A 25,897-nucleotide genomic window follows, 5' to 3' on the forward strand; every position below is an offset into this window, starting at 1 on the left:
CCGGGCACTTCAAGCCCGGGGGCGCGGTGGGAGCATCAGCGAGGCAGGGGCATGGCCGCGACCTTCTGCTTCAGCAGGGCGTCGCCCCGCTCCAACCAGTCCGGCATTTCATCCGGTACCCCGACGACGTACATCTCGAAGCGCGCCTCCTCCCGGGAGCCGGGCCGGAGGGGCATCGCCCCCTGGTGCACGGCGAAGACCTGAAGCTGAGCGTGGGGCGTCGAGGCCCCGAAGGCGAGTCGCTCCCGCTTGCCGCCCGGCCCTTCGTAGAAGAACCGGAAGTTGTCGAGCTTGCCTCCGCCGTAATTGGGCGGCGAGCTGACCGCCAGCGTCCCGTCCTCGCCGATCCGGTACTCCCGTCCGTCCTCCTGGAGGGCGGAGCGGGCGCCGGGGACGTTGAAGAAGATGATCACCGGCCCCCGGTAGCCTTGAGGAATGAGGTGGACCTCCGGGGCCGCGCGAGTGCCGCAGGCCCAGAGGGCCAGCAGCGCTGGGAGCAGACAGAGATGAAGTTGTTTTCGTGAAGGGCTCATGGCGTGGTCGCTCCCCCGGATGCGGTCATCAGCTTGTTCCAGTCGTCCACGGACATGAAGGACTCCTGACCTGCGGCCCTTACACCCGTGAATTCACCCGTGTCATGGGTCTGGATGCCATCAGGCGCGACAATGACCGCTCTCAACCTTTGTGCTGCCGGTATCCGACCTGTCCCTGCATCGGGCAGGCCCAGGTGGGTTCGCACTCTCCGGTTCTTCACTCCCGGTCTTTCCGGACGGGTGCGCGCGACCCGCGCCTGCGCTACATGGGGCCGCATGGCGGACCTCAAATCCCGGGCGGCGGCCCTCGCCGCGAGCGGTGAGCTGGACGCGGCGCTGGCCGCCTACCAGGACGCGCTGCGCGCGGACCCCGGCGACCCGGAGCTGCACCAGCGCGTCGCGGAGCTGCTGGAGTGGCTGGAGCGCACCCCGGAGGCCGCCCACGCCTACGACGACGCGGCGCTCGCCTGGACCCGCGCGGGAGGGCTGCTGCGCGCGGTGGCCGCCACGGTGCTGTCGCGAGGCCTGCGGGGCGCGCGTCCCAAGACGGTGCGCGCGGTGGCGGAGCGCTTCGCCCTGCCGCCCGGTGCGCTGGCCCCTACCTTCGCCTGGGTGTCCGACGGCAAGGACCCGGGTGTGCCCGTGCTGTCCGGCGTGGGGCGCGACGCCTTCGTGGCGCTGGTGGAGGCGCTGGAGGTGCGCGCCTTCTGGCCGGGCCAGCGCGTGGTGGAGGAGGGGCAGCCGGGGGACTCCATGTTCGCGCTGGTGGAGGGCAGCGCGGAGGTGACGCGCCGGGTGGAGGGCAACGCGCGCCAGGTCGTGGCCACACTGGGGCCAGGGGACTTCTTCGGCGAGGTGGCGCTGGTATCCGAAGGGCCCAGGCTGGCCAGCGTGGAGGTGCGTGAGCGCTCCGTGCTGCTGGAGTTCAAGCGCCCCTCCCTGGCCCGCGTCAGCGCGGCGCACCCGGAGGTGGACGCGGCCGTGCACGCCTTCTACCAGCGCCGGCTGGTGGACAACCTGCTGCGCACCAGCCCCCTGTTCACCAACCTGTCGCCCGCGCTGAAGCAGGCGATGTCGCGCGAGTTCGACCTGCGCGCCGTGCCCGCGGGCCAGGTGCTCCTCACGCAGGGGCAGCCGGGCGACGCCTTCTACCTGCTCCTGCGCGGCCAGTGTCAGCTGTCACTGGAGCAGCCGGGCCGCATCGTGCTGCTGCCGGAGCTGCGCGAAGGCGACGTGTTCGGCGAAATCTCCCTGCTGTTGGACAAGCCCGTGTCCGCGACGGTGCGCACGAAGACAGCGTGCGTGGTGCTGCGCCTGGAGCGCGCCGCCTTCGAGCGGTACGTCGTGAGCCAGCCCGGCCTCAAGGGCCAGCTCATGCGCATGGGCACGGAGCGCCTCCAGCAGACCGCGAAGGCGCTCTTCGTTTGAAGTGGGGGTGAAGGCGCGTCAGGCCTCCGCGTCCAGCTGCACGGGATGCTCGCGCAGCCAGTCCTGCGCGCGGCGGATCCGCTCGGCGCCGGATGCGCGGCCCTCCTTCTCCAGGAGCTGCCGGTAGGGCTCCAGCTGCTCCGGCGTCCACGCGGGCAGGGCCTTCAGGTCCGCGAGCGCCACCAGCTCCTCCGCGCTCCGCCCCTTCGCCTCCTGCCGCGCGGTGAGCAGCGCCGCCAGCACCAGCCGCGCGGGCTCCGCCTCGAAGGCGATGGCCGCGTCGGTGAGCCACTCGCGCGTGGGCTCGTCCGCCGCCGGGTCCTTCGCTCCCTCGCGCATGCGCTCCAGCATCCCTTCGAGGAAGTCCGCGTCCACCGCGCCCTTCACCGCGCGCAGGAGCGCGGCGATGACCTGCCTCCGCGCTTCCGGCTCCTTGGGCTGGGACTTCATCGCGCGCAGCGGCTCCCACAGCGCGACGGTGAGCCACAGCTCCTCTTCCGGAGAGAAGACGGACGGCGTGGCGGGGTCGCGCAGCTTCGCCTCCACCCGCTGCGCGCGCTCCTTCGCCTCGCGCGAGATGCGCTCCACCAGCGCGGGGTCCGCCTGCACGTGCTTCACCAGCGCGTCCAGCTCGCCGGCCTCCGCCTTGCGCAGCGCCTCCGAGGCCTCGGGCGTGAGGTCCTCCTGCTCCATGCCCGCGACCAGGGACTCGTACTTGCGCACCACCTCCGCGTGCTTCTGGCTCCACTCGCGGAACTGCACGTCGAAGACGACGTCCAGCACGGGGTTGTCCTCCGGCCGCACCTTGCCCGTCTTCTTCGCCGCCGTGGCCAGGAGCGCGCCCACGCACAGCGCGCGCCGCTCCTCCGGCGTGCGCCCGCTCTTCGCCGCCTGCGCGAGCAGCCCCGCGCCCAGCTTCTCCTGGAAGCCGCGCGTGCCCAGCTCCCGCACCACGCCCACGCGCAGGCTGTTGCGCGCCTCCAGCGCGTCCAGGCCTTCCTGCGCGGCCAGCTTCGCGAGCGCCTGACCCACGTGGTCGCTGAAGGCCTTGTCGTCATAGCGGAGCCCCGGCTGGGGCCCCGCGGCCTGGAGCAGCACGCCCAGGTGCTCCAGCGCCTGGGACAGGCGGGACACGTCCGCGTCGCCCAGGAGCGACATGGCCGCCTCCAGGTCCTGCTTCAGCGGGTGGGCGGGGGCGGTGGGAGGCGGCGCGGCTTTCGCGCGGTCCTCGGCGGCGTGACAGGCCTTGTACTTCTTCCCGCTGCCACAGGGGCACGGGTCGTTGCGGCCGGGCTTGGAAGGGCTCACGGCCGGCACCGTAAGCGAAAGCGCCCGGCCCTTCCATGAACGGAAGGAGCCGGGCGCCCCGGTGCTTCAGGAAGTGCTCAGCCGGTTACTGGAGGTTGAAGCCCAGCGTCAGGCCCAGCACGTGCGCGTTGCCGGAGTACGTGCCCGGCATGCCCGGGGCCGTGCTCTCCTTGTCCGCCAGCGCGACGAACTGGTAGCCCAGGTCCGCGCGGAACGGCTTGAACTGGTAGCCCGCGCCCACGGACACCTTGAAGCGGTTGGCGTCCGGGAGGTCCGGCGTCAGCGTGTTGTTGGGGCTGGGGGACGGGTCGTAGGTGAAGCCCAGGCGCACCTGCAGCGCGTCCGTCACGCCGTACTCGCCGCCCAGCGAGTACTTCCACTTCGCACGCCAGCGCTTGGGCAGCGGGTTGTCGATGGACGGGTTCTCGAAGCGGATGGCCAGCTCCGAGAACGTGGACCAGTCCACCCAGCTCGCGTCGAACGCCAGGAGCAGGTTGTTCAGCGGCCGGTACGCCAGGCCCGCCGTCACGGTGGACGGCAGGACGACGTCCGCGTGCGCCTTCTGGTCCGTCAGCCGGCTCTGGAACTCCACCGGGATGTTCTGGAAGTCCGCCTGGCCCTGGAACGCGATGTCGATGGCGCTGCGGTAGTGCAGGCCCATGTCCAGGTTGTCCAGCAGCTTGGCCTGCACGCCGATGTTGAAGCCGGAGCCCCAGTCCGCGCCGCCCAGGTGGACGGCGCCCTCGCTGTTCACGAAGTCCAGGCCGCGCGTCAGCTCGATGGTGGCCCGGGCGATGTCCAGACCCGCGCCGAAGCGGAAGCGCGGGTGCAGCTCATACGCGAACGACGGGTTGATGTAGTACGTCGCCAGCGAGGACTCGTAGCCGCGGAAGCGGCCGCTGAAGCCCTCCTCCCAGCGGCTGCGCGCGCCGTACGGCGTGAACACGCCCACGCCGAACGCCGCCTTCTCGAACGGCTTGTAGACGACGAACAGGTGCGGGGGAGGAGACAGCGTGGTGCGCTGCCCTTCCGCCTCCATGTTCGGCCGCTGGAACGTGATGCTGGGGAGGATGCCCGTGTCGCCGAGCGTGATGTCGAGCTTCTTCACGCCGACCATGTTCGCCACGTTGTAATAGATGGAGGACGAGTCCTCCAGCCACGCCGTGGCGGCGCCGCCCGCGCCGGTGGCGCGAGCGCTGTGGGTGTCGACCTGGAATCCCGCGGCCTGGCTGGTACCGGCCGCCAGAATCGCCACGAGGGAGAGTGTCTTTTTCATGGGTGTTTGATTCCTCTCTCAGTGGTTCGCGTTAGTTGGGCTGGGCGCCGGTCAGCAGGAAGTCGACGACCTGGTCCTGGGCGTTCTGGCTGAAGGCCAGGAAGCTGTGGCCCGCCGGCGACTCCGACGCGGGGTACATGTACGTAGCCACCGTGCGGGGCGCGTCCTTGCGGTTGGCCGCGTTGATCAGCGCCAGGGTGTTGGCGTTCGGGATGGTCTTGTCGCCCGCGATGTACTGGATGAACGCGCGGTGCACGGCGGGGTCCTCACCGGCCGCCGGGTTGTTCTCCAGCAGGTACGCGTAGTTGCGCGCGTCCGCCGGGTCCAGGATGGTGTTCGCCAGGCTGATGAACGTGTCGAACGTCGGCATGCCCGGCTTGATGCCCGCCTGGGACAGCTGGAGCAGGAACGCGGTGCGCTGCTTCTCGAAGCTCTCCGCGGTCAGCAGCACGCCGGCCAGGTTGCCACCGGCCACGTTGAGCACCGAGCGGCGCACGCGCGGGGACACCGCGGTGGACATGGTGCCCATGATGCCGCCGAGGCTCTGGCCCACGTAGTCCACCTGGGCCGCGTCCAGCTTGACCACCGCAGCCAGTTCGTCGCTGTTCAGCACGCGCGTGAGCTGGGCGAAGTCCACCACGTGGTGGCGGAAGTTGTCGCGCGTGGTGAACAGGTTGCCCAGGTTCAGGAAGTTCCAGCCGGAGATGGCCGGGACGCCCTTGTCGCGCAGGAAGTCACCGCCCTCGCACAGGTTGTCCGCCATGCAGCGGCCCTGCGACGGGGAGATGATGTTGGCGCAGTACACGTCGCCCGGCACACCCGGCGGCAGCGCTGCGGCGGCGCAGGACGCGCGGGTCTCGATGGTGCGCGCCACGCAGCGGCCGTAGGACACGCTCTGGGGGTCGTTGTCGCAGCGCTGGGTGGCGGGGTTGGCGCACGCGGCGTCGTCGCCCACCGGGTTCGGCGTGGGGAGCACCGCGGCGGAGCCCACGCAGCTGGTGCGCTCACCGTGGTAGACGGCGTCCATCGCGACCACCGCGTAGCCCGCGCCGGTCAGCGTGTTGGCCACGCTGACCGCCGAGGTGCGGTTGCTGGTCAGGCCGTGGCCGAACACCACCACCGGATAGCCCGTGGCGGGCGCCGCCTCCTTCGGGAGGAACAGCATGAACGGGTAGCGCGTGTTGCGCGGCGCGCCCGGATTCAGCGTGCCGAAGGGGCCCGTGAGCAGCCACGGCGTGGTCGCCATCACCTCGTAGATCTCGCCGATGTTGCCGCTGGGGAACGGCGGATTCGCGCCGGCCATCGACCCCTTCACCTGCGCCGTGATGGGGAAGACGTAGCTGGGCGCCACGGACGTCCCGTAGACACCGCCGGGCAGCGTGTACAGCTGCTGCAGGACGGACGTGGTGCTCTGGGTGGTGAAGTTCCAGCCGAGCGCGATCTTCGAGCGCGGGATGCCCAAGCCGCCGTCCTTGACCGGCGCCGCCACCTTGTCGAAGTAGGGCTTGAGCAGCTTGCGCCGCGGCTCCAGCAGCTTGGCGAGGTCGCTCGGCACGGAGGAGATGAGGCTCTTCTGGTTGACCTCGTCGTACACCGGGTTGGCCAGGCGCAGCAGCGCGAAGGCCGTGGACGGGGCCACGTTGCGGCCCTTCTCGTCCTTCAGGTCCGTGGTCATCACCGCGCCGTACTCGGTGGCGCCATCCAGCGGCGCCTTCGGGATGATCTGCAGCTGCTGGGGCACGGCGATGACGCCCTCGGCGCCCACGCTGGTGCCGCAGTCACCGGTGTTGTTCACCAGGCAGGTCACCACGTCCGGCTGGGTGCCCTTGTCCAGGTTGTTGACCTTGAAGAACTTCACGCCGTCCGCCAGCGACTCCGGATCCAGCTTGGGGGCGGGGCCGTCCGAGGCCACGCGGTACATGGTGCCGTCCAGCACGCCCGTGGTGTCGCCGTTCTCCGAAACGGTGGCGCCCGTGGTGGAGAAGCCGTCCAGGGTGTTGAGGCCCGTGAACAGGTCCTGCTGCAGGCCCGGCGTCGTCGGGACCGGGAAGTCCAGGCCGCTGCCGTCCGCCTTGCGGATCAGGTTGTTGGGGAAGGGGACGATGAGCGGCAGCCGCTCGTTGGCCGCCAGGTTGATGGTGGCCTCCGGCTGGTTGAGGATGCTGAAGGTCCAGATGAGGACGATGTCCTCACGCTTGAACCCCTGCGGGGCCAGGGCCTTGTTGAAGACGTCCGCGTAGCCGCGGCGCAGCTGCTCCAGCTGCAGGGACTTGTTGGTCTGGTCCGCCAGGCGCTTGGCCGGATCCGTCTCCGTGGAGGGGATGAGCTCCGTGGCCGGGCCGCAGTCCGGCGAGGTCAGGTCCTCGCAGGTGACCAGCGACTTGTCGGAGTTGATGAAGGCCCACGTGGCGGAGCCGATGAGGGGCTGGCCCGAGGTCGTCTTCAGGCCGTTCTCACCGCCGACCAGCGCCACCGCGTAGCGCGAGCCCTTCGGCCACGCCGGCAGGCCCGTGTTCAGGTCCACCGGGGGGATGATGTTGAGGAGGTCCGTGTCCTCGTTGTACGCGAGGGTCGGCGTCACCGGCTTCGTCGCCAGCGGCGTGCCCTGGTACAGGTCGATGAAGATGACCGTCTTCGGGCTCACCGAGCTCGGATCCAGGTCCTTGATCTTGGTGCTCGCGATGGCGGACGTGGGGAAGCCGTTGAGCGAGTTCAGGTAGTCGCGCGTGAACTCCTGCTCCGCGGGGGACGCCGCCGGATTGATGGGCGCGTTCACCCGCTTCGTCTGCGCGTCGATGGTGACGATGGCCAGGTCGTTGGGAGAGGGGACCACGGCGGGAGACGCCGAAGGGTCGAACTCCGCGAGGCCGACGTTCAGATTCGGAGCCTCCTGCTCAATCTCCGGCGTGCAGGCGACGGCTCCCAGGGCCATGGCCCCGAGGAACAACTGTTTCTTCATGGTGGGATTCCCCTCCAGCCCAAGGTGAACTGCTGGAAACACGTCAGTGAGTAGCACGCCCTCCACCGGTCACAAAGTGAGAGGGATTGACGCGCCGAGTCAGCTATGGGGTTCCCGCGCGTGCACGCAGGTGGACGTCTTGGGCGGCGTGAGCGGCGCGAGGGGCGTGACGCGCGGAGGAACGCGGATACGCTGCCGTCCATGAAACGACTGCTGACTGTGTTGGCGATGACCGTGGCGATGAGCGCGAGCGCGGAGGAGGCCGGGGGCCTGACGTGGAGCGCGCCGCCGGAGTGGGCCGCCCAGCCGCCCCGTCCGATGCGCGCCGCGACGTACAAGGTGCCCGCCGTGAAGGGGGACGCGGAAGACGCGGAGCTGGCTGTCTTCTACTTCGGGCAGGGGCAGGGCGGCGCGGTGGACGCGAACGTGAAGCGCTGGGTGGCGCAGTTCCAGAAGCCCGACGGCAAGCCCCTGGAGGACAAGGACGCGAAGACGAAGCAGGAGAAGGTGAACGGGCTGCCCGTCACCACGGTGGAGGTGAAGGGCACGTACGCGGGCGGCGGTCCCATGATGGGGCCCTCCACGCCCAAGCCGAACTTCAAGCTGCGCGGCGCCATCGTGGAGGGGCCGGAGGGCGCCATCTTCTACAAGCTCACCGGGCCGGAGAAGACGGTGAACGGCGCGGAGAAGGGCTTCCGCAAGATGGTGGAGTCGGTGAAGCCCGCGCCGAAGAAGTAGGGGCGGGCAGGCGGATCCGCGGGGGGCCTGGAGCCGCTCCGGATCCCCTGCGCGGACGTCGGCAAGCGGATTGCTAAGGCCTTCCGGCACACGGCGCCCGAACGCCGAGCACCGGAGGCCTCACGTGTCGATGTGCCGCAGCCCTGAGTTCCAGAACCTCGTCTCCCGCGCCATCACCCTGTTCCCGGAGGACACCGTCCTGGGCGCGCTCCAGCAGATGTATCGCCATGGCGTGCACGTGCTGCCCGTGGTGGAGGGGCGTGGGGGCGACCTGCTGGGCGAGGTGACGGAGGACGAGCTGCACCGCGTGGCCCGCCGCCGCCCGCTGGCCCGGCTGGCTGAAATTCTGACCGTGAAGGCTTTGGCGGCGCCGGAAGAAACGACCGTGGAGACGGCCGCCCCGCTGCGGCTGGCGGCCTCCAGCGGCTGGCTGCACTGAAGGGCCACCCGGCGCCCATCCGGCGCGGGGGAGGGCAAGTCCCTTCGCCAGTCCGGCTGACCGCTGGTGGACACCCACCCTTGCCCAAAGGGCCGGCAGCGAACACCTCCTCGTGTGACTGGCGGCTGTCTGACGACTCGTACTGGCGGGCGGGCTGCAATCCCGGGAGGAGGTCAACAGCCTGTTGGCGGTGCCCCCGGCTTTCCGTCGAGGGCGAGGAGGCGGGTCATGAAGGCAGTGGCGATCATCCTTGCGGCGGGCAAGGCCCGGCGGATGTCCCACCCCAAGGCGCTCATCGAGCATGAAGGGGGCAAGAGCTTCCTTCAGTCGCTGGCGTCCACCTTCGGAAAGGCGGGGTGCGGGGTGCTGGGCGTGGTGGGCAGCGACGAGGCCGCGGTGCGCGAGCAGCACCCGAGCCTGGAGCTGGTGACGAGTCCGAACTGGGAGCGCAGCCTGCTCTCGTCGGTGAAGGCCGGGTTGGAGGCGGCCATGGCCGAGGACGCGGACGTGGTGCTGGTGCATCCGGTGGACATGCCCGCGCTGCGGGTCACCACCGTGAAGTCCATGCTCAAGGACATGGAGCGCGGCGGCACCGAGGGCGTCATGGCGATCAGGCCGGAGTACGACAACGCCACGGGCTGGCCGGTGGTGCTGTCCAAGGGCGCGGCGCGCAAGCTCCTGGAGGCGGAGGGCGAGGACCTGGAGGCGGCGCTCAAGGTCATCAATCCGCGCCGCCTGAACGTGAAGGACCCCGGCGTCATCGTGAACATCAACACGCCTGAAATCTACGGGCGCGTCTTCAGCATGGAGCCCAAGCTGGCCCCGCCGCCCAAGCGGCGCATGAAGCGCGCGGGCGCGTCCAACGGCTCCGGGGCGGACACCACCCCGGCGTCCTACGCGGCGTCGTCGGAGGAGTAGCCCCGACGCGAAGACTCCCGGGGCCCGCGCGGTGCGGGCACCCCGGGAGTTTTTACTTCAGCCTTCCGGCCCTCAGAACGACAGGCCCAGGCCCAGGTAGGGACCGGTGAAGCGGTCCGCGTGCACCACGCCGTCCAGGTGGCCGCCGTCGCTGAGGTACAGGGTGCGCCAGCCGCCGCGCAGGTTGAGGGCGCCCAGGTGCAGCGCGAGGCCGGCCTGCATGTCCACCTGGCGGTGCGGGAAGGGCACCACCTGGATGCGCGCCTCCACGTCGAAGGGCGACGGGCCGAGGCACGCCGCCAGCGACGCGGCGAGGCTGGGGCCCACGAAGATGGCGTCCGGGGCGTGCGCGCTGGCGATGCCGGCCTCCAGGCGGAAGCGGCCGCGCTCGGTGGACCACGGCGAAAGGGTCAGGTGCGCGTCCAGCAGCGTCAGCCGGTCCGTGTCCACCGAGCCGTCATCCGCCTCCAGCGCGATGCCGCTCACGCGCGCGTCCATGCCCCAGCGCTGGCCGTCCAGGGCCATGAAGAGGTCCAGCGCGCCGCCCACGTCGCCGAAGCTGTTGCCCTGCACGTTCAGGTGCACGAGCGGCGCGGGCCGGGGCGCGCGCTGGCCTCGGGGCACCTCCGCGCGCGCGCGGCGGTGGTAGCTGGCGGGGCCAGAGATGAAGAGGACGTCGAACCAGCCGATGCCGACGCCGGAGGAGCGCACGCTGGAGCGCACCGGCGCGTCCGAGGCGCGGCGGCCCACCGGGGTGGCGCGGTGCTCCTTCTTGCCGTCCTTGTCGTCGGAGTCCTTGGAGTCGGAGCTGGTCGGCTTGGAGCGCTTGCCGAAGCGGGCCTCGGCGGGCGCGGAGCCCAGCAGGACGGCGACAGCCAGCGCGGCACACAGCGTCTTCCAGAAGCCCACGGCGACCTCTCCTCTTCATGGGCCCACGGGATGGGCCGCGGCATGTGGACGCCTGCTCGCCCGGAATATTCAACCCTCATCACCCCTGGTGAAACCAGGGCCCCGGGGAAGGGGGGCGGTGTCCGGAAGGGGGCATGTGCACCCCCGGACATGCGGGTGCTTCAGAAGGCCAGGCCGACGCCGGCGTAGGGGCCCACGAAGCTGTCCACGTGCTGGATGCCGTCCACCCGGCCCGCGTCGTCCAGGATGAGGCCGCGCACGCCGCCGCGCACGTTGAGGGCGCCCAGGTGCAGCGCGAGGCCCGCGCTCGCGTCCACCTGCCGGTAGGTGCCGGCCGTGCCCTGCACGCGCGCCTCCAGGTCCAGCGGGCCCGCCACGCAGACCTCCAGGGACGTGGCGACGCTGGGGCCCACGAAGAAGACGTCCGGCGCGTGGGCGGTGGAGAGGCCGCCCTCCAGGCGCCAGCGCACGCGGTCGGTGGACACGGGCGCGTAGGTGAGGTGCATGGTCGCCAGGCGGATGTCGTCCGTGCCGCGCGTGCCGTCGTCGGTGGGCAGCGTCAGCTGCGTGCCCTGTATGCTGAAGCCCAGCGCCTCGCCCTCGATGCCCAGGAAGACGTCCCCGGCGGTGCCGCCGCCCATGGCGCCGACGTTGAGGCCCAGGCGCACGTCGAGCGGCGGGGAGGGGCGCTGCTCGCGGAGGGCCTGCGCGTGGGAAGCCGCCAGGGCGGCGGTGAGCAGCTCCTCGCCTGCCAGGACTGCTTCACCGTAGGCATGGGCGGAGTACGAGGGCGGGCTGGACGCGGGCGCGGTGTCGCAGCAGTCATCGTCGTCGCCCGAGGGCGGCGGCGTGTCACTGGGGGCGTCGTCCTGGGAACTGGAGCGGATGGGCGTGGCCGCGTGGATCTTCTTGGCGCCCGTGTCGTCGGAGGTGCCAGAGGACCTCTTGCCGAAGCGGGCCTCGGCGGCGGGCGCGGCCAGGAGGAGGCCGGCGGCGAAGGCGGCGCACAGCGCGGGGCGGAAGGCGGACACGGGAGGCTCCGGGCAGGGGCGGGGAGAAGCCCCTCTGCTTCCCCGACGTGGGGCCCGCCGGTTCTATTCACTCCGTCAGCGCTGCGCCGTCTTCTTCGCCTTGGCCTTCGCCAGGCGCTTCATGGGCCGCGGCGGCGGCTCCGTGCGCGCCACGGCCGCGCTCTCCGGCGTCACCGGCGTGGGGGACAGCCGCAGCGTGACGCGCCGGTTGCTGGCGCGGTGGGGCGGGCTGTCGTTGGGCACCAGCGGCCGGTACGCGGCGTGGCCCGTGGCGCTCAGCCGCTCTGGAGCCAGTCCCTCGCGCTCGCCCAGCTGCCGCACCACCACCACGGCCCGCGCGGCGGACAACTCCCACGCGGTGGTGGCAGGCGCGCCGGGCGCGGTGGGGAGCACCTCGTCGGTGTGGGCCTCCACGGCCACGCGGTGGTCGGCGAGCGGCCCCCGGAGCACCGCCGCGGCCTGCTTCAACACGCCAGCGCCCTCCGGCGTGAGCGACGTGGTGGCGGGCGCGAAGAGGATCCGCTCGGACACCTCCACGCGCAGGGCGTCGTCCTCCAGCGCCACGGCCACGTCGCCCGCCTGGAGCGCGTCCTTCAGCGTCATGCCCAGCGTCTCGAGCGCCGCCTCGCGCCTGGTGCGCTGCGCCTCCGCGCTCTTCGCCTGGAGCTCCGCGGCGGCGCCGCCCCACTCCTGCGCCTGCTGCTGACGCTCCAGCGTGCGCAGCCGCCGCTCCATGGCCTGACGGAGCGTCTGCAATTGCGCGACGTGGGTCTCCGACTCGGAGGCTTCGCGCTCCAGCTGCGCGCTCCGGGTCTCCAGCGCGTGGAGCGAGCGCGAGCCCAGCCACGCGCCCGTGGAGGCCACCACCACCGCGACGGCCAGCAGCCCCCAGGGCAGCCACCGCCAGCGTCCGAGCGCTGCTGTCGTTCGCGCGTCGTCCATGGCCCTGAAGGGTAATGGCCCCCCGGGTGTGGGCGGCAAGGTGGCGCCGTGCGACATGCGCCCGCCTGCTTCAGCCGGGGGCCGCCCCGGACGGTTTCTTCCACCGGGGCAGGCGCAGCACGAAGCGCGAGCCGGGCCCGCCCTCCGGCGGCGCCTCCACGAACAGGTCGCCGCCGTGCGCTCGGGCGAGCTGCCGGGAGATGTAGAGGCCCAGGCCCAGGCTGGCGCGCGCGTGCTCGCCGCTGTTGCGCGCGAAGCGCTCGAAGATGCGCTCGCGCGCCTCCGGGGGGATGCCGGGGCCCCAGTCGCGCACGGCGATGATGGCCTGCTCTCCGTCGCGCTCCACGTACAGCTCCACCGGCAGGCCCGGCGCGTACTTCATCGCGTTGGTGAGCAGGTTCATCAGCACCTGCTCCACGCGAGGCCGGTCCGCCAGCGCCACCACCGGCTGGTCCGCGTGCACCACCGCCACGCAGCCCGCGGTGGCCAGCGCCTCCTCCATCCGCGCCACCAGCGCGTGCACCAGCGAGGACAGCTCCACCGCGCCCAGCTCCAGCGCCATCTGCCCCGTGCCCAGCCGGGCCACGTCGAACAGGTGCGCCACCAGCCGCGCCAGCCGGTCCGCCTGCCGGAGCGCCCCCGACAGCCCCTGGGCCAGCCGCTCGGATTCATCCGACGCGAGCTTGTCCACCGTGCGCTGCAGCGACGACAGCTGCAGGTGCAGCGCGGACAGGGGCGTGCGCAGCTCGTGCGTCGCCACCGCCACGAACTCGTCGCGCGCGGCCACGGCCTGCTCCGCCTGCCGGTACAGCCGCGCGTTGTCCACGGCCAGCGCCGCGCGCCAGGCCAGGTCCTCCAGCTGTGACAAATCCCGCGTGTTGAAGCGCCGCGTGGGCGAGCACGTCGCCGCGCTCACGATGCCCAGCGTGCGCCCGCGCGCCATCAGCGGGACGACCATCACCGAGCGCGGACTCAGCCCCTCCAGGACCTCCCGGTGCACCTCGTTGACGGCGAAGGCGCGCATGGCGTTTTCATCCACCTCCGCCACCAGCTCCGAGCGCCCCGTCTCCAGCACCTTGCGCAGCAGGGTCTGGGCGCCGGGCTGCGGCGCGTAGGGCATGGACTTCTCCAGCCGGGCCTGGAGCCTGCCATTGCGGGCGCGGCGCTCCACGCGCTCCAGGTGCTGGCCGTCCTCGCCCAGCATGTCCACCAGGCAGTAGTCCGCCATCTGCGCCACCACCAGCTCCGCCACGTTGCGCACGGTGGTGCGCCAGTCCAGGGACGTGGCCAGCCGGGTGGTGGCGTCCGTGAGGAAGCGCAGGTGGGTCTCCATGCGGCGCTGCTCGGTGATTTCGCGCACCACGCCGCCCACGCCCAGGAGCTCCTCGCCGGAGCGCACGGGGAAGTACGTGGCCAGGAAGGTGCGCGGCTCCGGGCCCTTCACGTACTCCACCGGGTCGTCCACCACGGCCTCCTCCGACTCCAGCACCTGGCTCAGGAGGTCCTCGATGGGGCCGCCCGCCGGGCCCATCAGCTCGCGGGGCGTGAGGCCCAGGTGCTTCTCCAGGGGGATGCCGTTGTTCTCCGCGATGACCTTGTTGAGCCGCACGTAGCGCAGGTCCTGGTTCACGAAGCCCATGCCCACCGGCGACGCGGCGAAGAAGGACTCCAGCATGGCCGCGGAGGCGTCGCGCTCGCGCAGGGCCTCGCGGGCCTCGCGGTACAGCCGGGCGCTCTCCACCGCCAGGGCGGCGCGGCGCGCGAACTCCGTGGCGTAGCCCAGCTCCCGCTTCGTGTAGCGGCGCGCGGGCGACGCGGAGACCAGGTTGATGATGCCGAAGCGCCGGCGCCCCACCGCCAGGGGCAGCAGCATGGACGAGCGCGGCGCCAGCGCCTCCAGCAGCCGGCGGTGCTCGCTCGAGCGGGAGACCTGATCCAACCAGTCGGGCGTGATGTCCGCGATGAGCACGGGCTTGCCGCGCGCGAACGCCCGGCCCAGCGGCGTGTCCGAGCCGGCCTCCGGCGGAAAGGACAGCGTCTGGTCCAGCAGCGACTGCTTGCGCGGGTCCCTCGCGCTGAGCGCGAGCCGGTGCAGCGCTCCGTCCGGCCCCAGCACGTCCACCATGCAGTAGTCCGCCCACTCCAGCGTGGCCAGCCGTGCCACGGCCTTGAGCGTGGTCTCCCAGTCCAGGGACTCGGCGAGCAGCCGGCTCGCCTCGCTGACGAAGAACTCCGCGCGCTCGGTGGACTTGCGCTCGGTGATGTCCACGTTGATGTTCACCGCCCCCACCAGCCCGCTCTCCGCCGAGTACAGCGGCGCCGAGGAGTTGAGGATGGTGCGGCGCGCGCCGTCCTTCCCGACGATGTCCACCTCCTCGTTGGAGACGGTCTGCCGGGTGCGCAGCGTGCGCGCCACGGCCCACTCCTCGCCGCGCAGGCGCCTGCCCGTGCCCGGCCAGTACGCCTCGAAGGTGTCGAACTGCTCCAGCTGCATCCGCGCCAGCGCGTCCTGGCCCCACAGCGCGCTCGCGGCGGCGTTGGCCGCGAGCAGGCGGCCCGCCGTGTCCACGATGACCACGCCCACCGGCAAGAGGTGCAACACCGTGCGCAGCCACTCCTGCGGCACGGGTGTGGACTCCGCCAGAAAGGTGCCAGTCGGCTCGGACATGGGCGCGGAGCCCCCCTCCCCCGCGGGAGGCTCTACGGTGGGGGTGCGGGAGGCGTGGGACCACCCGACCTGGGTTCCATCCGGCTTTCCGGGAGTTGGCACCCGCCTCCACCCGGAGGCAGGGCAGGGGGCTTGATTCGGAGCGGCCAACGGGGCGTCATTCAGGGCTTTCGTTCACGGCCGCGCTTCGAAGCGGCCGGGCTGCAAGAAGGATGGGTGGATGGGAATCGCGTGCGTGGTGCTGGACTTCGATGGGACCTTCACGGACGTGCTGGCGGAGGGCGAGCCCTTCCTCAAGCACTTCCAGGACGCGCTGTACGGGGTGCTGGGGCAGGACGCGTCCCAGGCGTGGGCGGAGGAGGTCGCCGCGCTGCATGAGGGCGTGGACCAGTACGGCTGGGAGGTGGCGGGGCGCATCGTGGCGCCTGCGACCGCGGACCCCTACCTGACGGCCACCTGCACCGCGCACCGGCTGCTCAAGCGCTTCGGCAAGGGCGACGACGAAGCGCTGCGCACGGACACGGTGCAGTCGCTGTACCGGGAGGCGTACCGGCACTCGGCCACGGCCTTCAAGGCGGAGGCGAAGGAGGTGCTGGAGGCGCTGCTCGCCACGGGCCTGCCCGTGTCCGTGGTGACGAACGCGCACACGGAGCTGGTGGAGGCGAAGCTGGACAAGCTGGCCCCCAAGGGCCGCGAGCGGCTGAAGGTCTTCGGCGACGCGCGCAAGTTCCAGCTGGAGGACACGGAGCCGAAGGACGCGCGCTTCGACGCGCTGCCGGACGCGCTCCACCTGGACGGCGTGCTGGGCCGGCCGGTGTACCTGCGGCGCGGGCGCTACTTCTCCGCGCTCAAGCGCATCTGGGACGCCACGCACACGGGCCCGGAGTCCACGCTGGTCGCGGGTGACATCTTCGAATTGGACCTGGCCATGCCCGCCGCGCTGGGCGCGCACGTGCAGCTGGTGGAGCGCGCCAACGTGATGCCCTACGAGCGCGCCGCCGTGCAGCGGCTGGGCGCGCGGGGCAGCGCGGACAAGAGCCTGCGCGCCATCCTGCCCCGGCTGCGCTGAAGGCAAACGAAAAGCCCCGCCTCCCTGCGAAAAGGGAGGGCGGGGCTGTCCGTGACGGCAACCGCGCGTGGGGCGCGAAACTAGACCTTGGCGCCCGGGGTCGCCTGGAACAGGTCGTTGAACTCGGTCAGCGCCTTGTTGATGTTCGCCTTGATGTCGGCGGTCAGCTCGCGCTTGGCGACCAGGTCGGAGACGATGTTCGGGTACTTGCTGTCCACGAACTCCAGCATCTCCTTCATCCAGCGGACCACGTCACCCACCGGCACGTTGCGGATCCACCCGCGCTTGCCCGCGTCGTCCTTGTTGGTCGCGGCGTAGATCTGGATGACCTGACGCTCGACGGAGAGCGGCTCGTACTGGCCCTGCTTGAGCAGCTCCACCATGCGGGCGCCGCGCGCCAGCGTCTCCTGCGTGGCCTTGTCCAGGTCGGAGCCGAACTGGGCGAAGGCGGCCAGCTCGCGGTACTGCGCCAGCTCCAGCTTCATGGAGCCCGCGACCTGCTTCATGGCCTTGATCTGCGCCGCGGAACCCACGCGCGACACGGAGAGGCCCACGTTGATGGCCGGGCGGACGCCGGAGAAGAACAGGTCCGTCTCCAGGAAGATCTGCCCGTCGGTGATGGAGATGACGTTCGTCGGGATGTAGGCGGACACGTCACCCGCCTGCGTCTCGATGATGGGGAGCGCCGTGAGGGAGCCCGCGCCCTCCTCGTCGGACAGCTTGGCGGCGCGCTCCAGCAGGCGGCTGTGGATGTAGAACACGTCGCCGGGGTACGCCTCGCGGCCCGGCGGGCGGCGCAGGAGCAGGGACAGCTGGCGGTACGCCACGGCCTGCTTGGAGAGGTCGTCGTACACGATGAGGCCGTGCATCTTGTTGTCGCGGAAGTACTCGCCGATGGCGACGCCCGCGTACGGCGCGAAGTACTGCATGGGCGCCGGGTCGGACGCGTTCGCCGCGACGACCGTCGTGTACTCCATGGCGCCGTGCTTGGTCAGCTTCTCCACCACCTGCGCGACGGTGGACTGCTTCTGCCCGATGGCGACGTAGATGCAGTAAACGCCCAGGCCCTTCTGGTTGATGATGGCGTCGATGGCGACGGCCGTCTTGCCCGTCTGGCGGTCGCCGATGATGAGCTCGCGCTGACCGCGGCCCACCGGCACCAGGGCGTCCAGCGCCTTGATGCCCGTCTGCAGGGGCTCGTGCACGGACTTGCGCTTCACGATGCCGGGCGCCTTCACCTCCAGGCGGCGGTGCTCGGTGGCCTCGACGGGACCCTTGCCGTCCACCGGCTGGCCCAGCGCGTTCACCACGCGGCCCAGCAGGCCCTTGCCCACCGGCACGGAGGCGATCTGCCCGGTGCGCTTCACGGAGTCACCCTCGCGGATGTCCTTGAACTCGCCCATGATGGCGACGCCGACGTTGTCCTCTTCCAGGTTGAGGACCAGGCCCTGCACGCCGTTGGCGAACTCCACCAGCTCACCGGCGAGCGCGCCCTCCAGGCCGTACACGCGGGCGATACCGTCGCCCACGGTCAGCACGGTGCCGGTCTCGGCGACGGTGACCTTCTTGCCGTAGTCCTTGATCTGCTCCCGGATGATTTTGCTGATCTCGTCGGCGCGGATTTCCATGGGCGTCTAGCGTCCTTGCGGAGGGGGCGGCCTGAGGAGAACGGGGATGGCCGCCGCGAATCTTGATGTACCGGGTGGCCCCCTATCACGGGCACCGGGACTCTCGCAACGCACCACGCGCCAGGGCCTTCCCCCACCCCCGCACCCCTTTATCGCGCACGTAAGCCGGCGGCCCGGACGCAGGGGGGCCTGCCCGCCCGCATGGCCTGGGAGCCGGCTAGACGCCGGAAGAGGGGCCGTCCTCGCGGGGCAGCCACACGATGAAGCGGGTGCCGTCCGCCGCCCCCGACTCCACGGAGATGCGCCCGCCGTGAGCCAGGGCGATCTGCCGCACGATGAAGAGCGACAGCCCCAGCCCGTCATCCGCGGAGCACAGGGCGCGGTGCTTGAACGGCTCGAAGAGGGTGCCCTGGTACTCCGGCGGCACGCGGCAGTCCGGGTCGTGCACCTGCACCGTCACCCCGTCGAAGCGCCCCGTCAGTTGGAGCACCACGGATGAAGACGCCGGGCCGTGGTGCAGGGCGTTGCCCACCAGGGAGTCCATCAGCTGGGAGAGCCGCTCGCCATCCCAGGTGCCCTTCAGGTCGCCGCTGGCCACGAGCCGCAGGTCGCGGCCCGGGTGGGCGCGCTGCCGGTCCGCCAGCACGCGCTCCGCCAGCTGCCCCAGGTCGACGGAGGAGGTGTGCACGGGCAGGCCGTTGGACAGCCGGGCGCGGGTGAAATCCAGCAGCTGGCGGATCAGCCGTTCCACCCGGCGCACGCCCGCGCCCACCCGCCCTACCTGGTCAGTCAGGCCCTCCGGCATCGACGGCGCGTGCTGGAGGGCGAGCACGTCGCACTGGAGCGACTGGAGCGGGGCCTTGAAGCCGTCCCCCGCCGCGTCCAGGAACTGGTCGCGGAAGTGCTCCATCCGCATCAGGCGCTCCTCGGCGGCCTTGCGGATGCTCACGTCCCACACCGCGCCCATGCGCACCGAGCGGCCCTGGAACGTCGCCGGCCGGCCCATGACCTCCACGGGGATGCGGCGGCCGTCGCGGTGGAGCACGGCCAGCTCGTACGGGGCCTCCACGCCGCGGTCCATCACGTCGCGCGCGGGGGCGCGGAACTCCGGCGCCACGCACTCCAGGATGTTCCGGCCGATCAGCTCCGCCGTCTCATAATAGCCCAGCAGGCGCCCTAGGCCGGGGCTGATCTCCAGGAACTGCCCGCGGTCGTGGAAGAAGTACCCGTCGCAGGAGATCTCCACGATGGAGCGCATGTGCTCCTCGCTCGCGCGCAGCGCCGCCTCCTCGCGCAGGCGCGCGGAGGAGTCCCGCAGGAGCAGCAGCACGCCGGACGCAGGTGCCCCAGGGGCCGCCGGCATGGCGCTCACGGTCAGGTGGCGCAGCGTGCCCACCTCGCCGAAGCGGCCGGACACCATCTCCTCCGCCACGCGCTCACCGGACTGCGCCCGCGCGAGCAGCGGCGACAGCGGCGGCGCCAGGCCGGGCCACACCTCCGACAGGAAGCGCCCCACGCACAGCTGTGCCGGGCGGCCGCCGAGCGAAGCCAGCAGGTCGTTCATCCAGACGAGGCGGGAGTCCCCATCCACCAGCGCCACTCCCCAACCCGGCGCGTTGAGCAACGCACTCAAGAAGGGCAGGGTTTCCTCGGGAACCCCCGGGGTCGGAAGGGCTCCGGGAAGCCGTTGGAACACAGGCTGCGGCATGGGCGGGTCGTCTCGGAAAACGCGGGCTTGTCCGCGTTGCCCAGAAGTATACCCATTCCCAGAGCCGACAGGAAATACAGGTTTGACTAGGACTACGGGGCAACCCTGACAACCCGGCGCGTCTGCCGCACCGGGAGTGAAGAGGGGGTTACTTCAGCTCGCGGCGCATCTGCTCGAGCTGCGTGCGCAGGGAGCCGTCGTAGAGGGTGCCACCGACCTGGGCGGCCACACCGCCGAGCAGGGCGGGGTCCACCTTGGTCTCCAGCACGACGTTGCGCTGGGTGAGCTGCTGGAGCGACTGCTGGAGCTGGGCGACGGCGTCCGCGGAGAGCGGGACGGCGCTGGTGACCTGGCCCCGGACGCGGCCCGCGCGGGCGTCCGCCATGTCGCGGTAGAGCCGGGCGATGTCGGGCAGGTAGCCCAGGCGGTTGCGGTCCACCAGCAGGCGCACCGCGTTGGCCAGCGCGGGCTCGGCGGGGGAGGGCATGGCCTGGAGCAGGGCCTCCACCACGCGGCTGCGCTGGGCGCGGCTGTAGGCGGGGTTGAGCAACACGTCCGACAGGTCGGCGCTCTTGCCCACGACGGCGGCGAAGGCGTTGAGCTGCTCGGCGACGGCGTCGGTGCGGTTGCCTTCCGCTGCGACGTCGAGGATGGCGCGGGCGTAGCGGCGGGCGATGGAGACGTTCACCATGACGCTGGCGCCCTTAGCATGGGGCGTCCCTGGCGGCAATGATGCCGGCGCCATGCGTGGATCGCCGTGGCCGCTCGGGGCCTCCCGGGGCTGGAGAGGGCGAGCAGGGAAGCGTCACCGAATGGGCGCTCCGGGTGTGTGCTGGTGGCCGTCTTCAGAGCCCGAGGGGGCCCTTTGAGGCAGTCCGGCGCCCGGGAACGGACGGCCTGGGTGCGACAGGACTTGGCGGAAGCGGGCGCTTACCCGTAGCGTGGGCCCCACCCCTCGCCATGCAAGAACCTGTCATCGGCATCGACCTGGGCACCACCAACAGCGTCGTCGCGACCGTGGAAGACGGCCGTCCGCGCCTCATCCCCTCGCGCTCGGGAGGACGCCTCACGCCCTCGGTGGTAGGCCTCACCCGGGCGGGCGACCGCCTGGTGGGGCGGCCGGCCCAGGCGCTGGGGGAGGAGCACCCGGACGCGGTGGTGTGGGCCACCAAGCGCTTCCTGGGCCGCCGCTACACGCCGGAGCTGGTGCAGCAGGCGAAGGCGGTGGTGCCGTACCCCCTGGTGGCCGGGCCCACGGGCGACGTGCGCGTGAAGCTGTCCGGCCGCGTGCTGCCGGTGACGCAGGTGTCCGCCTTCATCCTGGGCGAGCTGCGCCTGGACGCGCAGGCGCACTTCGGGTGCGACGTGCGCAAGTGCGTCATCACCGTCCCCGCGAACTTCGACGACAACCAGCGCCAGGCCACGCGAGAGGCGGCGGCCATCGCGGGGCTGGAGGTGGTGCGGCTGGTCAACGAGCCCACCGCGGCGGCGCTGGCGTACGGCCTGTCGCGCGGCTTCGAGGGCAGCGCGCTGGTGTTCGACCTGGGCGGCGGCACCTTCGACGTGTCCATCCTGGACGTGAAGGCGGGCGTCTTCGAGGTGAAGGCGACGGGCGGCGACCACGCGCTGGGCGGCGAGGACTTCGATCAACGCATCGTCCAGTGGCTGCTGGCGCAGGTGGAGGACCCCTTCCAGGAGGCGGTCTCCAAGGACGCGCAGTCGCTGCGGCGCTTGAAGGTGGCGGCGGAGGCGGCCAAGCGCGAGCTGACCGAGTCCGAGGAGGCCCTCATCTCAGTGTCCGGCCTGGGCGACCACACGGCGGGCGTGAAGCGCTTCACCGAAATCAACACCGCGCTCACGCGCAGCTTCTTCGAGACGCTCTCCGAGCCGCTGTCGCGCCGCTGCCTGGACGTCTGCAAGAGCGTGATGGCGGAGGCGCGGATGGATCCGCGCTCGGTGGACGTGGTGCTGCTGGTGGGCGGGATGACCCGCGTGCCGCTGGTGCGCCGGCTGGTGGCGGACTTCTTCGGCCGCGCGCCCTCCACGGACGTGCACCCGGACGAGGCCGTGGCGCTGGGCGCCGCGGTGCAGGCGGACGAGCTGGTCCGCCAGGCGGGGCAGGCGCTGCTCCTGGACGTGGCCAGCCAGAGCCTGGGCGTGGGGGTGATGGGCGGCCGGGTGAAGCGGCTCATCCCCAAGAACACGGGCGTGCCCGTGGTGGCGCGCGACATCTTCTTCCCGGGCACCTCCGGCCAGTCCGAGGCGCGCATCCCCGTGTACCAGGGGGAGAGCGAGTTCCAGGACGAGAACCACAAGCTGGGCGAGGTGGTCCTCAAGAACCTGCACGTCGCCAACCGCGGGGAGACGCCGCTGGAGGTCGTCTTCGAGTTGTCCGGCGAGGGCATCCTCTCTGTGAAGGCCACCGACCTGACCTCCGGCAACATGGACCTGGTGCGCCTGGAGGCGCGGGCCGGCCTGCCGCAGGGCGAGGCGGAGAAGCTGGGCCAGGAGCAGTCCCACTACGCCCAGGCCCAGGGCGTGGTGGACGCGCGCAAGGCGGAGGAGACCTTCCGCAAGCTCCTGGAGCGCGGGGAGAAGCTGGCCCGGCTGCTCCAGCAGAGCGCCCGGGAGAACCCCAGCCCGGAGGCCGAGTCGGCCGTGGGCACCGTGCAGCAGCTCCTGGTGGGCGGCAAGGACGCGCTGGCCGCCGGTGACGCCGCGCAGTGCGCCCTCATTGCCCGTCAGCTCACGAAGCTGCTGTCCGGCCGCGCGGAGCCCCGCGGCTGACGTCCCGCGGCGCACGGAACAGGCGTCCACCAGCGCACGTTGTGGCGCCGGGTGCGTGGTGCCATCCCTGGAGTCCGCGTATCTCCGGGAGTCATGACGACCCCCGGCTTTTCTCCTCGCCCGAGAGATCTGGTCTTCGTGGTGGACGACTCGCGGACGGCGCGGGACGTGATGCGGCTGCACCTGTCGCGCATGGGCTGTGACGCGGTGGGGCTGGAGGGCGCGGATGCGTGCCTGGCGGAGCTGGCGCAGCGGACGCCGGCGCTCATCCTGATGGACCTGCACCTGGAGAAGCTCCAGGGGGACGAGGCCTGCCGCATGGTCAAGGCGCACCCGGCGGGGCGCAATGTCCCGGTGGTGATGTTCACCGCGGCGGACGAGCCCCATGAGGTGATGCACTGCGGGCGCGCGGGCGCGGACGACTTCCTGCCCAAGCCGGTGAGCCAGGAGGCGCTGGCGGCGAAGGTGGCCGCGGTGCGGCTGTCGCGCGAGCGCGCCTGGACGGGCCCGCCGCGCGGCCGGGGCGTGCTGCTGGTGGAGGGCGGCCGGTTCCTGCACACCTTCCTGGGCGGAGCGCTGGAGCACGAGGGGCTGCACGTGCTCTACGCCAAGGACCTGGACGACGCGGCGGCCCAGGCCGCCACCCACGGGGAAAGGCTGGACGGCTTCGTGGTGGACGTGTCGCGGCTGCCTCGCGAGGCCCTGGCGCTGGCCACGCGCCTGCGCGAGCAGTTCGCGCGCAAGCCGCTGGTCCTCATGTCGCGGGTGGAGGAGGCGCCGGACGTGCTGGCCCGCGCGCAGGAGCTGAGCGGCGCGCCGCTGCTGCTCAAGCGGCAGCTGGGCGCGGACGAGCTGTTGGCGATGGTGCTGGCCCGCCTGTCTCCGGGCACGGTCCCCTTGAGGGCCGCGGAGCGGGTGCCCTTCTTCACCGTGGTGGAGTTCAACACGCCGGGAGGGCCCACGCTCAGCGGCTTCAGCCACGACGCCAGCCCGCAGGGCCTCTTCGTGCGCACGCTCACGCCCGCGCGCGAGGGCTCGCGGCTGTCCCTGCGCCTGGTGATGGCCGGCCAGCGCACGCCCTGCGAGGCGCAGGCGGTGGTGGCGTGGTGCAACCCGCCCGGGATGGGGAGCGGGTTCCGCTCGCAGACGGGCATGGGGCTGCGGCTGGAAGGCATGGACGCGCAGCTGCAGCAGCGCTTCGTGCGCTTCGTGCCCCAGTCCCTCGGTTTTCCCACCGCGAGTCCCGTGCGCGCCTCAGGTTTCTGAGAGCGGTGGCGGACCCCGCGCGCTGCCCAACCCCCCGCAATCACAGACAGACGCGACGGGATCCTCCCCTGGCATGGGCATGGCAAAGCGCCTGGCCCCGCGAGGCTTTCGAGGGAGGATTCACGCATGCGGCTGCGTCTTTTCGGAACGGTGGGGCTCACGCTCCTGGCGGTGGGGTGCGGTGACAGCGGGGGCAAGGCCCTGGAGGGGCTGGCCAATGAACCCGTGCAGCAGTCATTGAAGCTGGAGACCTTCAACGACTGCTCGGCGCTGGAGCAGTACATCGAGGACACCGCGACGAAGCAGATGCGCGCGAGCCTGGAGCAGCAGAAGCCCGGTTACTGGGAGCGCTTCGGCCGGGGGACGCGCGGCGGCGTCGTCTTCGGGCCGATGCCCACGGAGGACTCGGCGGGGGGCGGCGTGACGTCCGGCTCCGGCAGCCAGGCGCCGAAGGACTCCACCGGCACCAACAACCAGGTGGAGGGCGTGCACGAGTCGGACTTCGTGCAGAACGACGGCACGCGCATCTTCGTGCTGTCGGGCAACCGGCTGTACGCGCACCGCTCGTGGCCCGCGGAGCAGCTCACGCTGGCGGCGACGCTGGAGGTGGAGGGCTGGCCCCGGGAGATGCTGCTCGACGCGCAGAACCGGCTGGTCATCGTCTCGCAGGTGGCCCGGTCGCTGCCGGGCACCCCGGCGAAGGGCGGGGGCGTGGGCGGAGGCATGGTGCCTGTCGCGGACATGGCCTGCTACGGCTTCGGCTGCGGCTACTACAACGCGGACAGCACCAAGGTGACCACGGTGGACGTGTCGGACGTGGCGCACCCCACGGTGGTGGATCAGGTCTACCTGCCCGGCGTCTTCAACCAGGCGCGCCGCGTGGACAGCAACGTGCGGCTGGTGCTGTCGGACGCGTTCCGCTGGCCGGAGGCCGTGAAGTTCTGGGTGGAATACTCGGAGGACCTCTACAAGGACGAGGAGAAGCTCACCCAGACCCTCGACGCGCTCATCGCCGAGAACGAGAAGCACATCCGCGCGAACACGCTGGACCAGTGGCTGCCCGCGGGCAAGCACGTGGACGCGGCGGGCGTGGAGACGTCGCTGCCCACGTCCTGCGGTGACTTCTACCGGAGCAACGCGCCGTCCGCGCTGGGCTTCGTGACGGTGGCCTCGCTGGACCTGGACGCGCGCACGGCGGCGCCGGGGCGCACCAGCCTGGTGGCGGAGCCGGGCACGGTCTACGCGTCCAGGGAATCGCTGTACCTGGCGCACTCGCATTACTGGTGGTGGCCGGAGGTGGGGCAGAAGGACTTCACCTACCTGCACAAGTTCGACCTGCGCCAGCCGGGCCGCGCGGTGTACGTGGGCTCCGGGACGGTGGAGGGCATGCCCATCAACCAGTTCGCCCTGGACGAGTACGAGGGCGTGCTGCGCATGGCCACCACGGTCACCACGCGCCTCCCGGAGCCGGAGCATCCCGACTGGTGGTGGGGCCGCACCACGACGGCCAGCCGCGTGACGACGCTGGGCGTGGAGAACGGGCACCTGGCGGAGCTGGGCCGCAGCGAGGACCTGGCCGAGGGCGAGCGCATCTTCAGCGCGCGCTTCGTGGGCAATCGCGGCTACGTGGTCACCTTCCTCCAGGTGGATCCGCTCTTCACCTTCGACCTGAGCGACCCGGCCCACCCGCGCAAGGTGGGCGAGCTGAAGGTCCCCGGCTTCTCCACGTACATGCACCCGGTGGGCGACCACCACCTCTTGACCCTGGGCATCCACACGGATCCGAACGGCGGCTGCTGCGGCACGAGCGCGCTGAAGCTGTCCCTCTTCGACGTGGGCGACATGGCGAACCCGAAGGAGGTCTCCACGCAGCTGGTGGGCGAGGCCTACGGCTGGAGCGAGGCCCTCTACGAGCACAAGGCCTTCAACTACTTCGCGGCCAAGGGGCTGGTGGCCATCCCGTTCACGGACTACTCGAGGTCCTACATGTCCCATGACGACTACTGGCGGAGCTTCCGCACGGAGCTGCGCGTGTTCCGCGTGGACCTGGCGGCGGGCATTTCCCCGGTAGGCGCGGTGCCCATGTCGGACCTGTTCAAGACCCAGAACCTGCCGCAGTGGAGCTACTACTACACGCCGGATGTGCGCCGCAGCGTGATGGCGGATGACTACGTCTACGCCATCAGCGACGCGGGGGTGCGCGTGTCGAAGGTGCAAAGCCTCCAGACGCCGCTCGTCACGGTGCCGTTCCAGGTCAGCACGCCCTGAGGGGGAGGGCGGGCGGTCAGAC

Annotated in this window: 19 protein-coding genes; 8 read left to right on the forward strand and 11 right to left on the reverse strand. The window is 71.5% G+C overall.

Going from position 1 to position 25,897, the window contains the following annotated elements; translation table 11 throughout:
• Positions 1-35 precede the first annotated feature (35 nt).
• The gene (locus tag D7V80_RS16350; RefSeq protein ID WP_147447119.1) at positions 36-533 is read right to left on the reverse strand and encodes a hypothetical protein; all 498 of its coding nucleotides are present in this window, start codon (positions 531-533) and stop codon (positions 36-38) included.
• A gap of 276 nt (positions 534-809) precedes the next feature.
• Between D7V80_RS16350 and D7V80_RS16355 the strand changes: the two genes are divergently transcribed.
• On the forward strand, positions 810-1,961 hold the full coding sequence (locus D7V80_RS16355; protein WP_120589045.1) for a cyclic nucleotide-binding domain-containing protein: 1,152 nt from the start codon (positions 810-812) through the stop codon (positions 1,959-1,961).
• 18 nt (positions 1,962-1,979) lie between these two features.
• Here D7V80_RS16355 and D7V80_RS16360 read toward each other — a convergent pair whose 3' ends face one another.
• From D7V80_RS16360 to D7V80_RS16370, 3 genes are all read right to left on the reverse strand, one after another.
• Positions 1,980-3,269 (reverse strand): YecA family protein, encoded by a 1,290-nt coding sequence (locus tag D7V80_RS16360; RefSeq protein WP_014393219.1) that lies wholly within the window; start codon positions 3,267-3,269, stop codon positions 1,980-1,982.
• Between the two features lie 85 nt (positions 3,270-3,354).
• Entirely contained in the window at positions 3,355-4,545 is a 1,191-nt protein-coding gene (locus tag D7V80_RS16365) for an OmpP1/FadL family transporter (protein WP_120589046.1), read from the reverse strand.
• 31 nt (positions 4,546-4,576) lie between these two features.
• Positions 4,577-7,504, reverse strand: coding sequence for a hypothetical protein (locus D7V80_RS16370; protein ID WP_120589047.1), 2,928 nt, complete (start codon positions 7,502-7,504; stop codon positions 4,577-4,579).
• 201 nt (positions 7,505-7,705) lie between these two features.
• On the opposite strand from D7V80_RS16370, the gene D7V80_RS16375 reads away from it, so the two are divergent.
• The 3 genes from D7V80_RS16375 to D7V80_RS16385 all read left to right on the forward strand — a co-directional run bounded on the left by D7V80_RS16375 (position 7,706) and on the right by D7V80_RS16385 (position 9,599).
• Positions 7,706-8,242 (forward strand): hypothetical protein, encoded by a 537-nt coding sequence (locus D7V80_RS16375; protein WP_199738681.1) that lies wholly within the window; start codon positions 7,706-7,708, stop codon positions 8,240-8,242.
• Positions 8,243-8,372: 130 nt separating this feature from the next.
• Positions 8,373-8,681: an HPP family protein gene (locus D7V80_RS16380; RefSeq protein ID WP_014393223.1), complete on the forward strand. Its 309-nt coding sequence runs from the start codon at positions 8,373-8,375 to the stop codon at positions 8,679-8,681.
• A gap of 228 nt (positions 8,682-8,909) precedes the next feature.
• Positions 8,910-9,599 (forward strand): NTP transferase domain-containing protein, encoded by a 690-nt coding sequence (locus D7V80_RS16385; protein WP_120589049.1) that lies wholly within the window; start codon positions 8,910-8,912, stop codon positions 9,597-9,599.
• Between the two features lie 72 nt (positions 9,600-9,671).
• Here the strand turns inward: D7V80_RS16385 and D7V80_RS16390 are convergent, their stop codons facing one another.
• The 4 genes from D7V80_RS16390 to D7V80_RS16405 all read right to left on the reverse strand — a co-directional run bounded on the left by D7V80_RS16390 (position 9,672) and on the right by D7V80_RS16405 (position 15,149).
• Entirely contained in the window at positions 9,672-10,508 is an 837-nt protein-coding gene (locus tag D7V80_RS16390; protein ID WP_120589050.1) for a hypothetical protein, read from the reverse strand.
• A 161-nt stretch (positions 10,509-10,669) separates the two neighbouring features.
• Positions 10,670-11,539: a hypothetical protein gene (locus D7V80_RS16395; RefSeq protein ID WP_120589051.1), complete on the reverse strand. Its 870-nt coding sequence runs from the start codon at positions 11,537-11,539 to the stop codon at positions 10,670-10,672.
• A 75-nt stretch (positions 11,540-11,614) separates the two neighbouring features.
• Positions 11,615-12,481, reverse strand: coding sequence for an OmpA family protein (locus D7V80_RS43650; protein WP_120589052.1), 867 nt, complete (start codon positions 12,479-12,481; stop codon positions 11,615-11,617).
• 70 nt (positions 12,482-12,551) lie between these two features.
• The gene (locus tag D7V80_RS16405) at positions 12,552-15,149 is read right to left on the reverse strand and encodes a PAS domain-containing protein (protein ID WP_120589053.1); all 2,598 of its coding nucleotides are present in this window, start codon (positions 15,147-15,149) and stop codon (positions 12,552-12,554) included.
• A gap of 220 nt (positions 15,150-15,369) precedes the next feature.
• On the opposite strand from D7V80_RS16405, the gene D7V80_RS16410 reads away from it, so the two are divergent.
• On the forward strand, positions 15,370-16,218 hold the full coding sequence (locus D7V80_RS16410) for an HAD family hydrolase (protein WP_120589054.1): 849 nt from the start codon (positions 15,370-15,372) through the stop codon (positions 16,216-16,218).
• A gap of 80 nt (positions 16,219-16,298) precedes the next feature.
• Here D7V80_RS16410 and atpA read toward each other — a convergent pair whose 3' ends face one another.
• The 3 genes from atpA to atpH all read right to left on the reverse strand — a co-directional run bounded on the left by atpA (position 16,299) and on the right by atpH (position 20,245).
• Positions 16,299-17,846, reverse strand: coding sequence for a F0F1 ATP synthase subunit alpha (atpA, locus tag D7V80_RS16415; protein WP_120589055.1), 1,548 nt, complete (start codon positions 17,844-17,846; stop codon positions 16,299-16,301).
• 217 nt (positions 17,847-18,063) lie between these two features.
• Positions 18,064-19,479, reverse strand: a complete 1,416-nt coding sequence (locus tag D7V80_RS16420; protein WP_158616647.1) for an ATP-binding protein — start codon at positions 19,477-19,479, stop codon at positions 18,064-18,066.
• 223 nt (positions 19,480-19,702) lie between these two features.
• Complete coding sequence (gene atpH, locus D7V80_RS16425) at positions 19,703-20,245, reverse strand: ATP synthase F1 subunit delta (RefSeq protein ID WP_120589057.1); 543 nt, start codon at positions 20,243-20,245, stop codon at positions 19,703-19,705.
• 269 nt (positions 20,246-20,514) lie between these two features.
• Here atpH and D7V80_RS16430 point away from each other — a divergent pair, with 269 nt between their 5' ends.
• The 3 genes from D7V80_RS16430 to D7V80_RS16440 all read left to right on the forward strand — a co-directional run bounded on the left by D7V80_RS16430 (position 20,515) and on the right by D7V80_RS16440 (position 25,875).
• Positions 20,515-22,341 carry an Hsp70 family protein gene (locus D7V80_RS16430; RefSeq protein ID WP_120589058.1) on the forward strand — a complete coding sequence of 609 codons (1,827 nt, stop codon included), beginning with the start codon at positions 20,515-20,517 and terminating at the stop codon, positions 22,339-22,341.
• 93 nt (positions 22,342-22,434) lie between these two features.
• Positions 22,435-23,607, forward strand: a complete 1,173-nt coding sequence (locus tag D7V80_RS16435) for a TIGR02266 family protein (RefSeq protein ID WP_120589059.1) — start codon at positions 22,435-22,437, stop codon at positions 23,605-23,607.
• 126 nt (positions 23,608-23,733) lie between these two features.
• Entirely contained in the window at positions 23,734-25,875 is a 2,142-nt protein-coding gene (locus tag D7V80_RS16440) for a beta-propeller domain-containing protein (RefSeq protein WP_120589060.1), read from the forward strand.
• Positions 25,876-25,897 lie beyond the last annotated feature (22 nt).

Origin of the sequence: Corallococcus sp. CA054B, from assembly GCF_003611625.1 — a bacterium.
Lineage (GTDB): Bacteria > Myxococcota > Myxococcia > Myxococcales > Myxococcaceae > Corallococcus > Corallococcus coralloides.

Coding starts and splice junctions, on each gene's coding strand:
- D7V80_RS16350 (WP_147447119.1), bottom strand. CDS start 533: ATGAGCCCTTCACGAAAACAACTTCATCTCTGTCTGCTCCCAGCGCTG.
- D7V80_RS16355 (WP_120589045.1), top strand. CDS start 810: ATGGCGGACCTCAAATCCCGGGCGGCGGCCCTCGCCGCGAGCGGTGAG.
- D7V80_RS16365 (WP_120589046.1), bottom strand. CDS start 4,545: ATGAAAAAGACACTCTCCCTCGTGGCGATTCTGGCGGCCGGTACCAGC.
- D7V80_RS16370 (WP_120589047.1), bottom strand. CDS start 7,504: ATGAAGAAACAGTTGTTCCTCGGGGCCATGGCCCTGGGAGCCGTCGCC.
- D7V80_RS16375 (WP_199738681.1), top strand. CDS start 7,706: ATGAAACGACTGCTGACTGTGTTGGCGATGACCGTGGCGATGAGCGCG.
- D7V80_RS16380 (WP_014393223.1), top strand. CDS start 8,373: ATGTGCCGCAGCCCTGAGTTCCAGAACCTCGTCTCCCGCGCCATCACC.
- D7V80_RS16385 (WP_120589049.1), top strand. CDS start 8,910: ATGAAGGCAGTGGCGATCATCCTTGCGGCGGGCAAGGCCCGGCGGATG.
- D7V80_RS43650 (WP_120589052.1), bottom strand. CDS start 12,481: ATGGACGACGCGCGAACGACAGCAGCGCTCGGACGCTGGCGGTGGCTG.
- D7V80_RS16405 (WP_120589053.1), bottom strand. CDS start 15,149: ATGTCCGAGCCGACTGGCACCTTTCTGGCGGAGTCCACACCCGTGCCG.
- D7V80_RS16410 (WP_120589054.1), top strand. CDS start 15,370: ATGGGAATCGCGTGCGTGGTGCTGGACTTCGATGGGACCTTCACGGAC.
- atpA (WP_120589055.1), bottom strand. CDS start 17,846: ATGGAAATCCGCGCCGACGAGATCAGCAAAATCATCCGGGAGCAGATC.
- atpH (WP_120589057.1), bottom strand. CDS start 20,245: ATGGTGAACGTCTCCATCGCCCGCCGCTACGCCCGCGCCATCCTCGAC.
- D7V80_RS16430 (WP_120589058.1), top strand. CDS start 20,515: ATGCAAGAACCTGTCATCGGCATCGACCTGGGCACCACCAACAGCGTC.
- D7V80_RS16435 (WP_120589059.1), top strand. CDS start 22,435: ATGACGACCCCCGGCTTTTCTCCTCGCCCGAGAGATCTGGTCTTCGTG.
- D7V80_RS16440 (WP_120589060.1), top strand. CDS start 23,734: ATGCGGCTGCGTCTTTTCGGAACGGTGGGGCTCACGCTCCTGGCGGTG.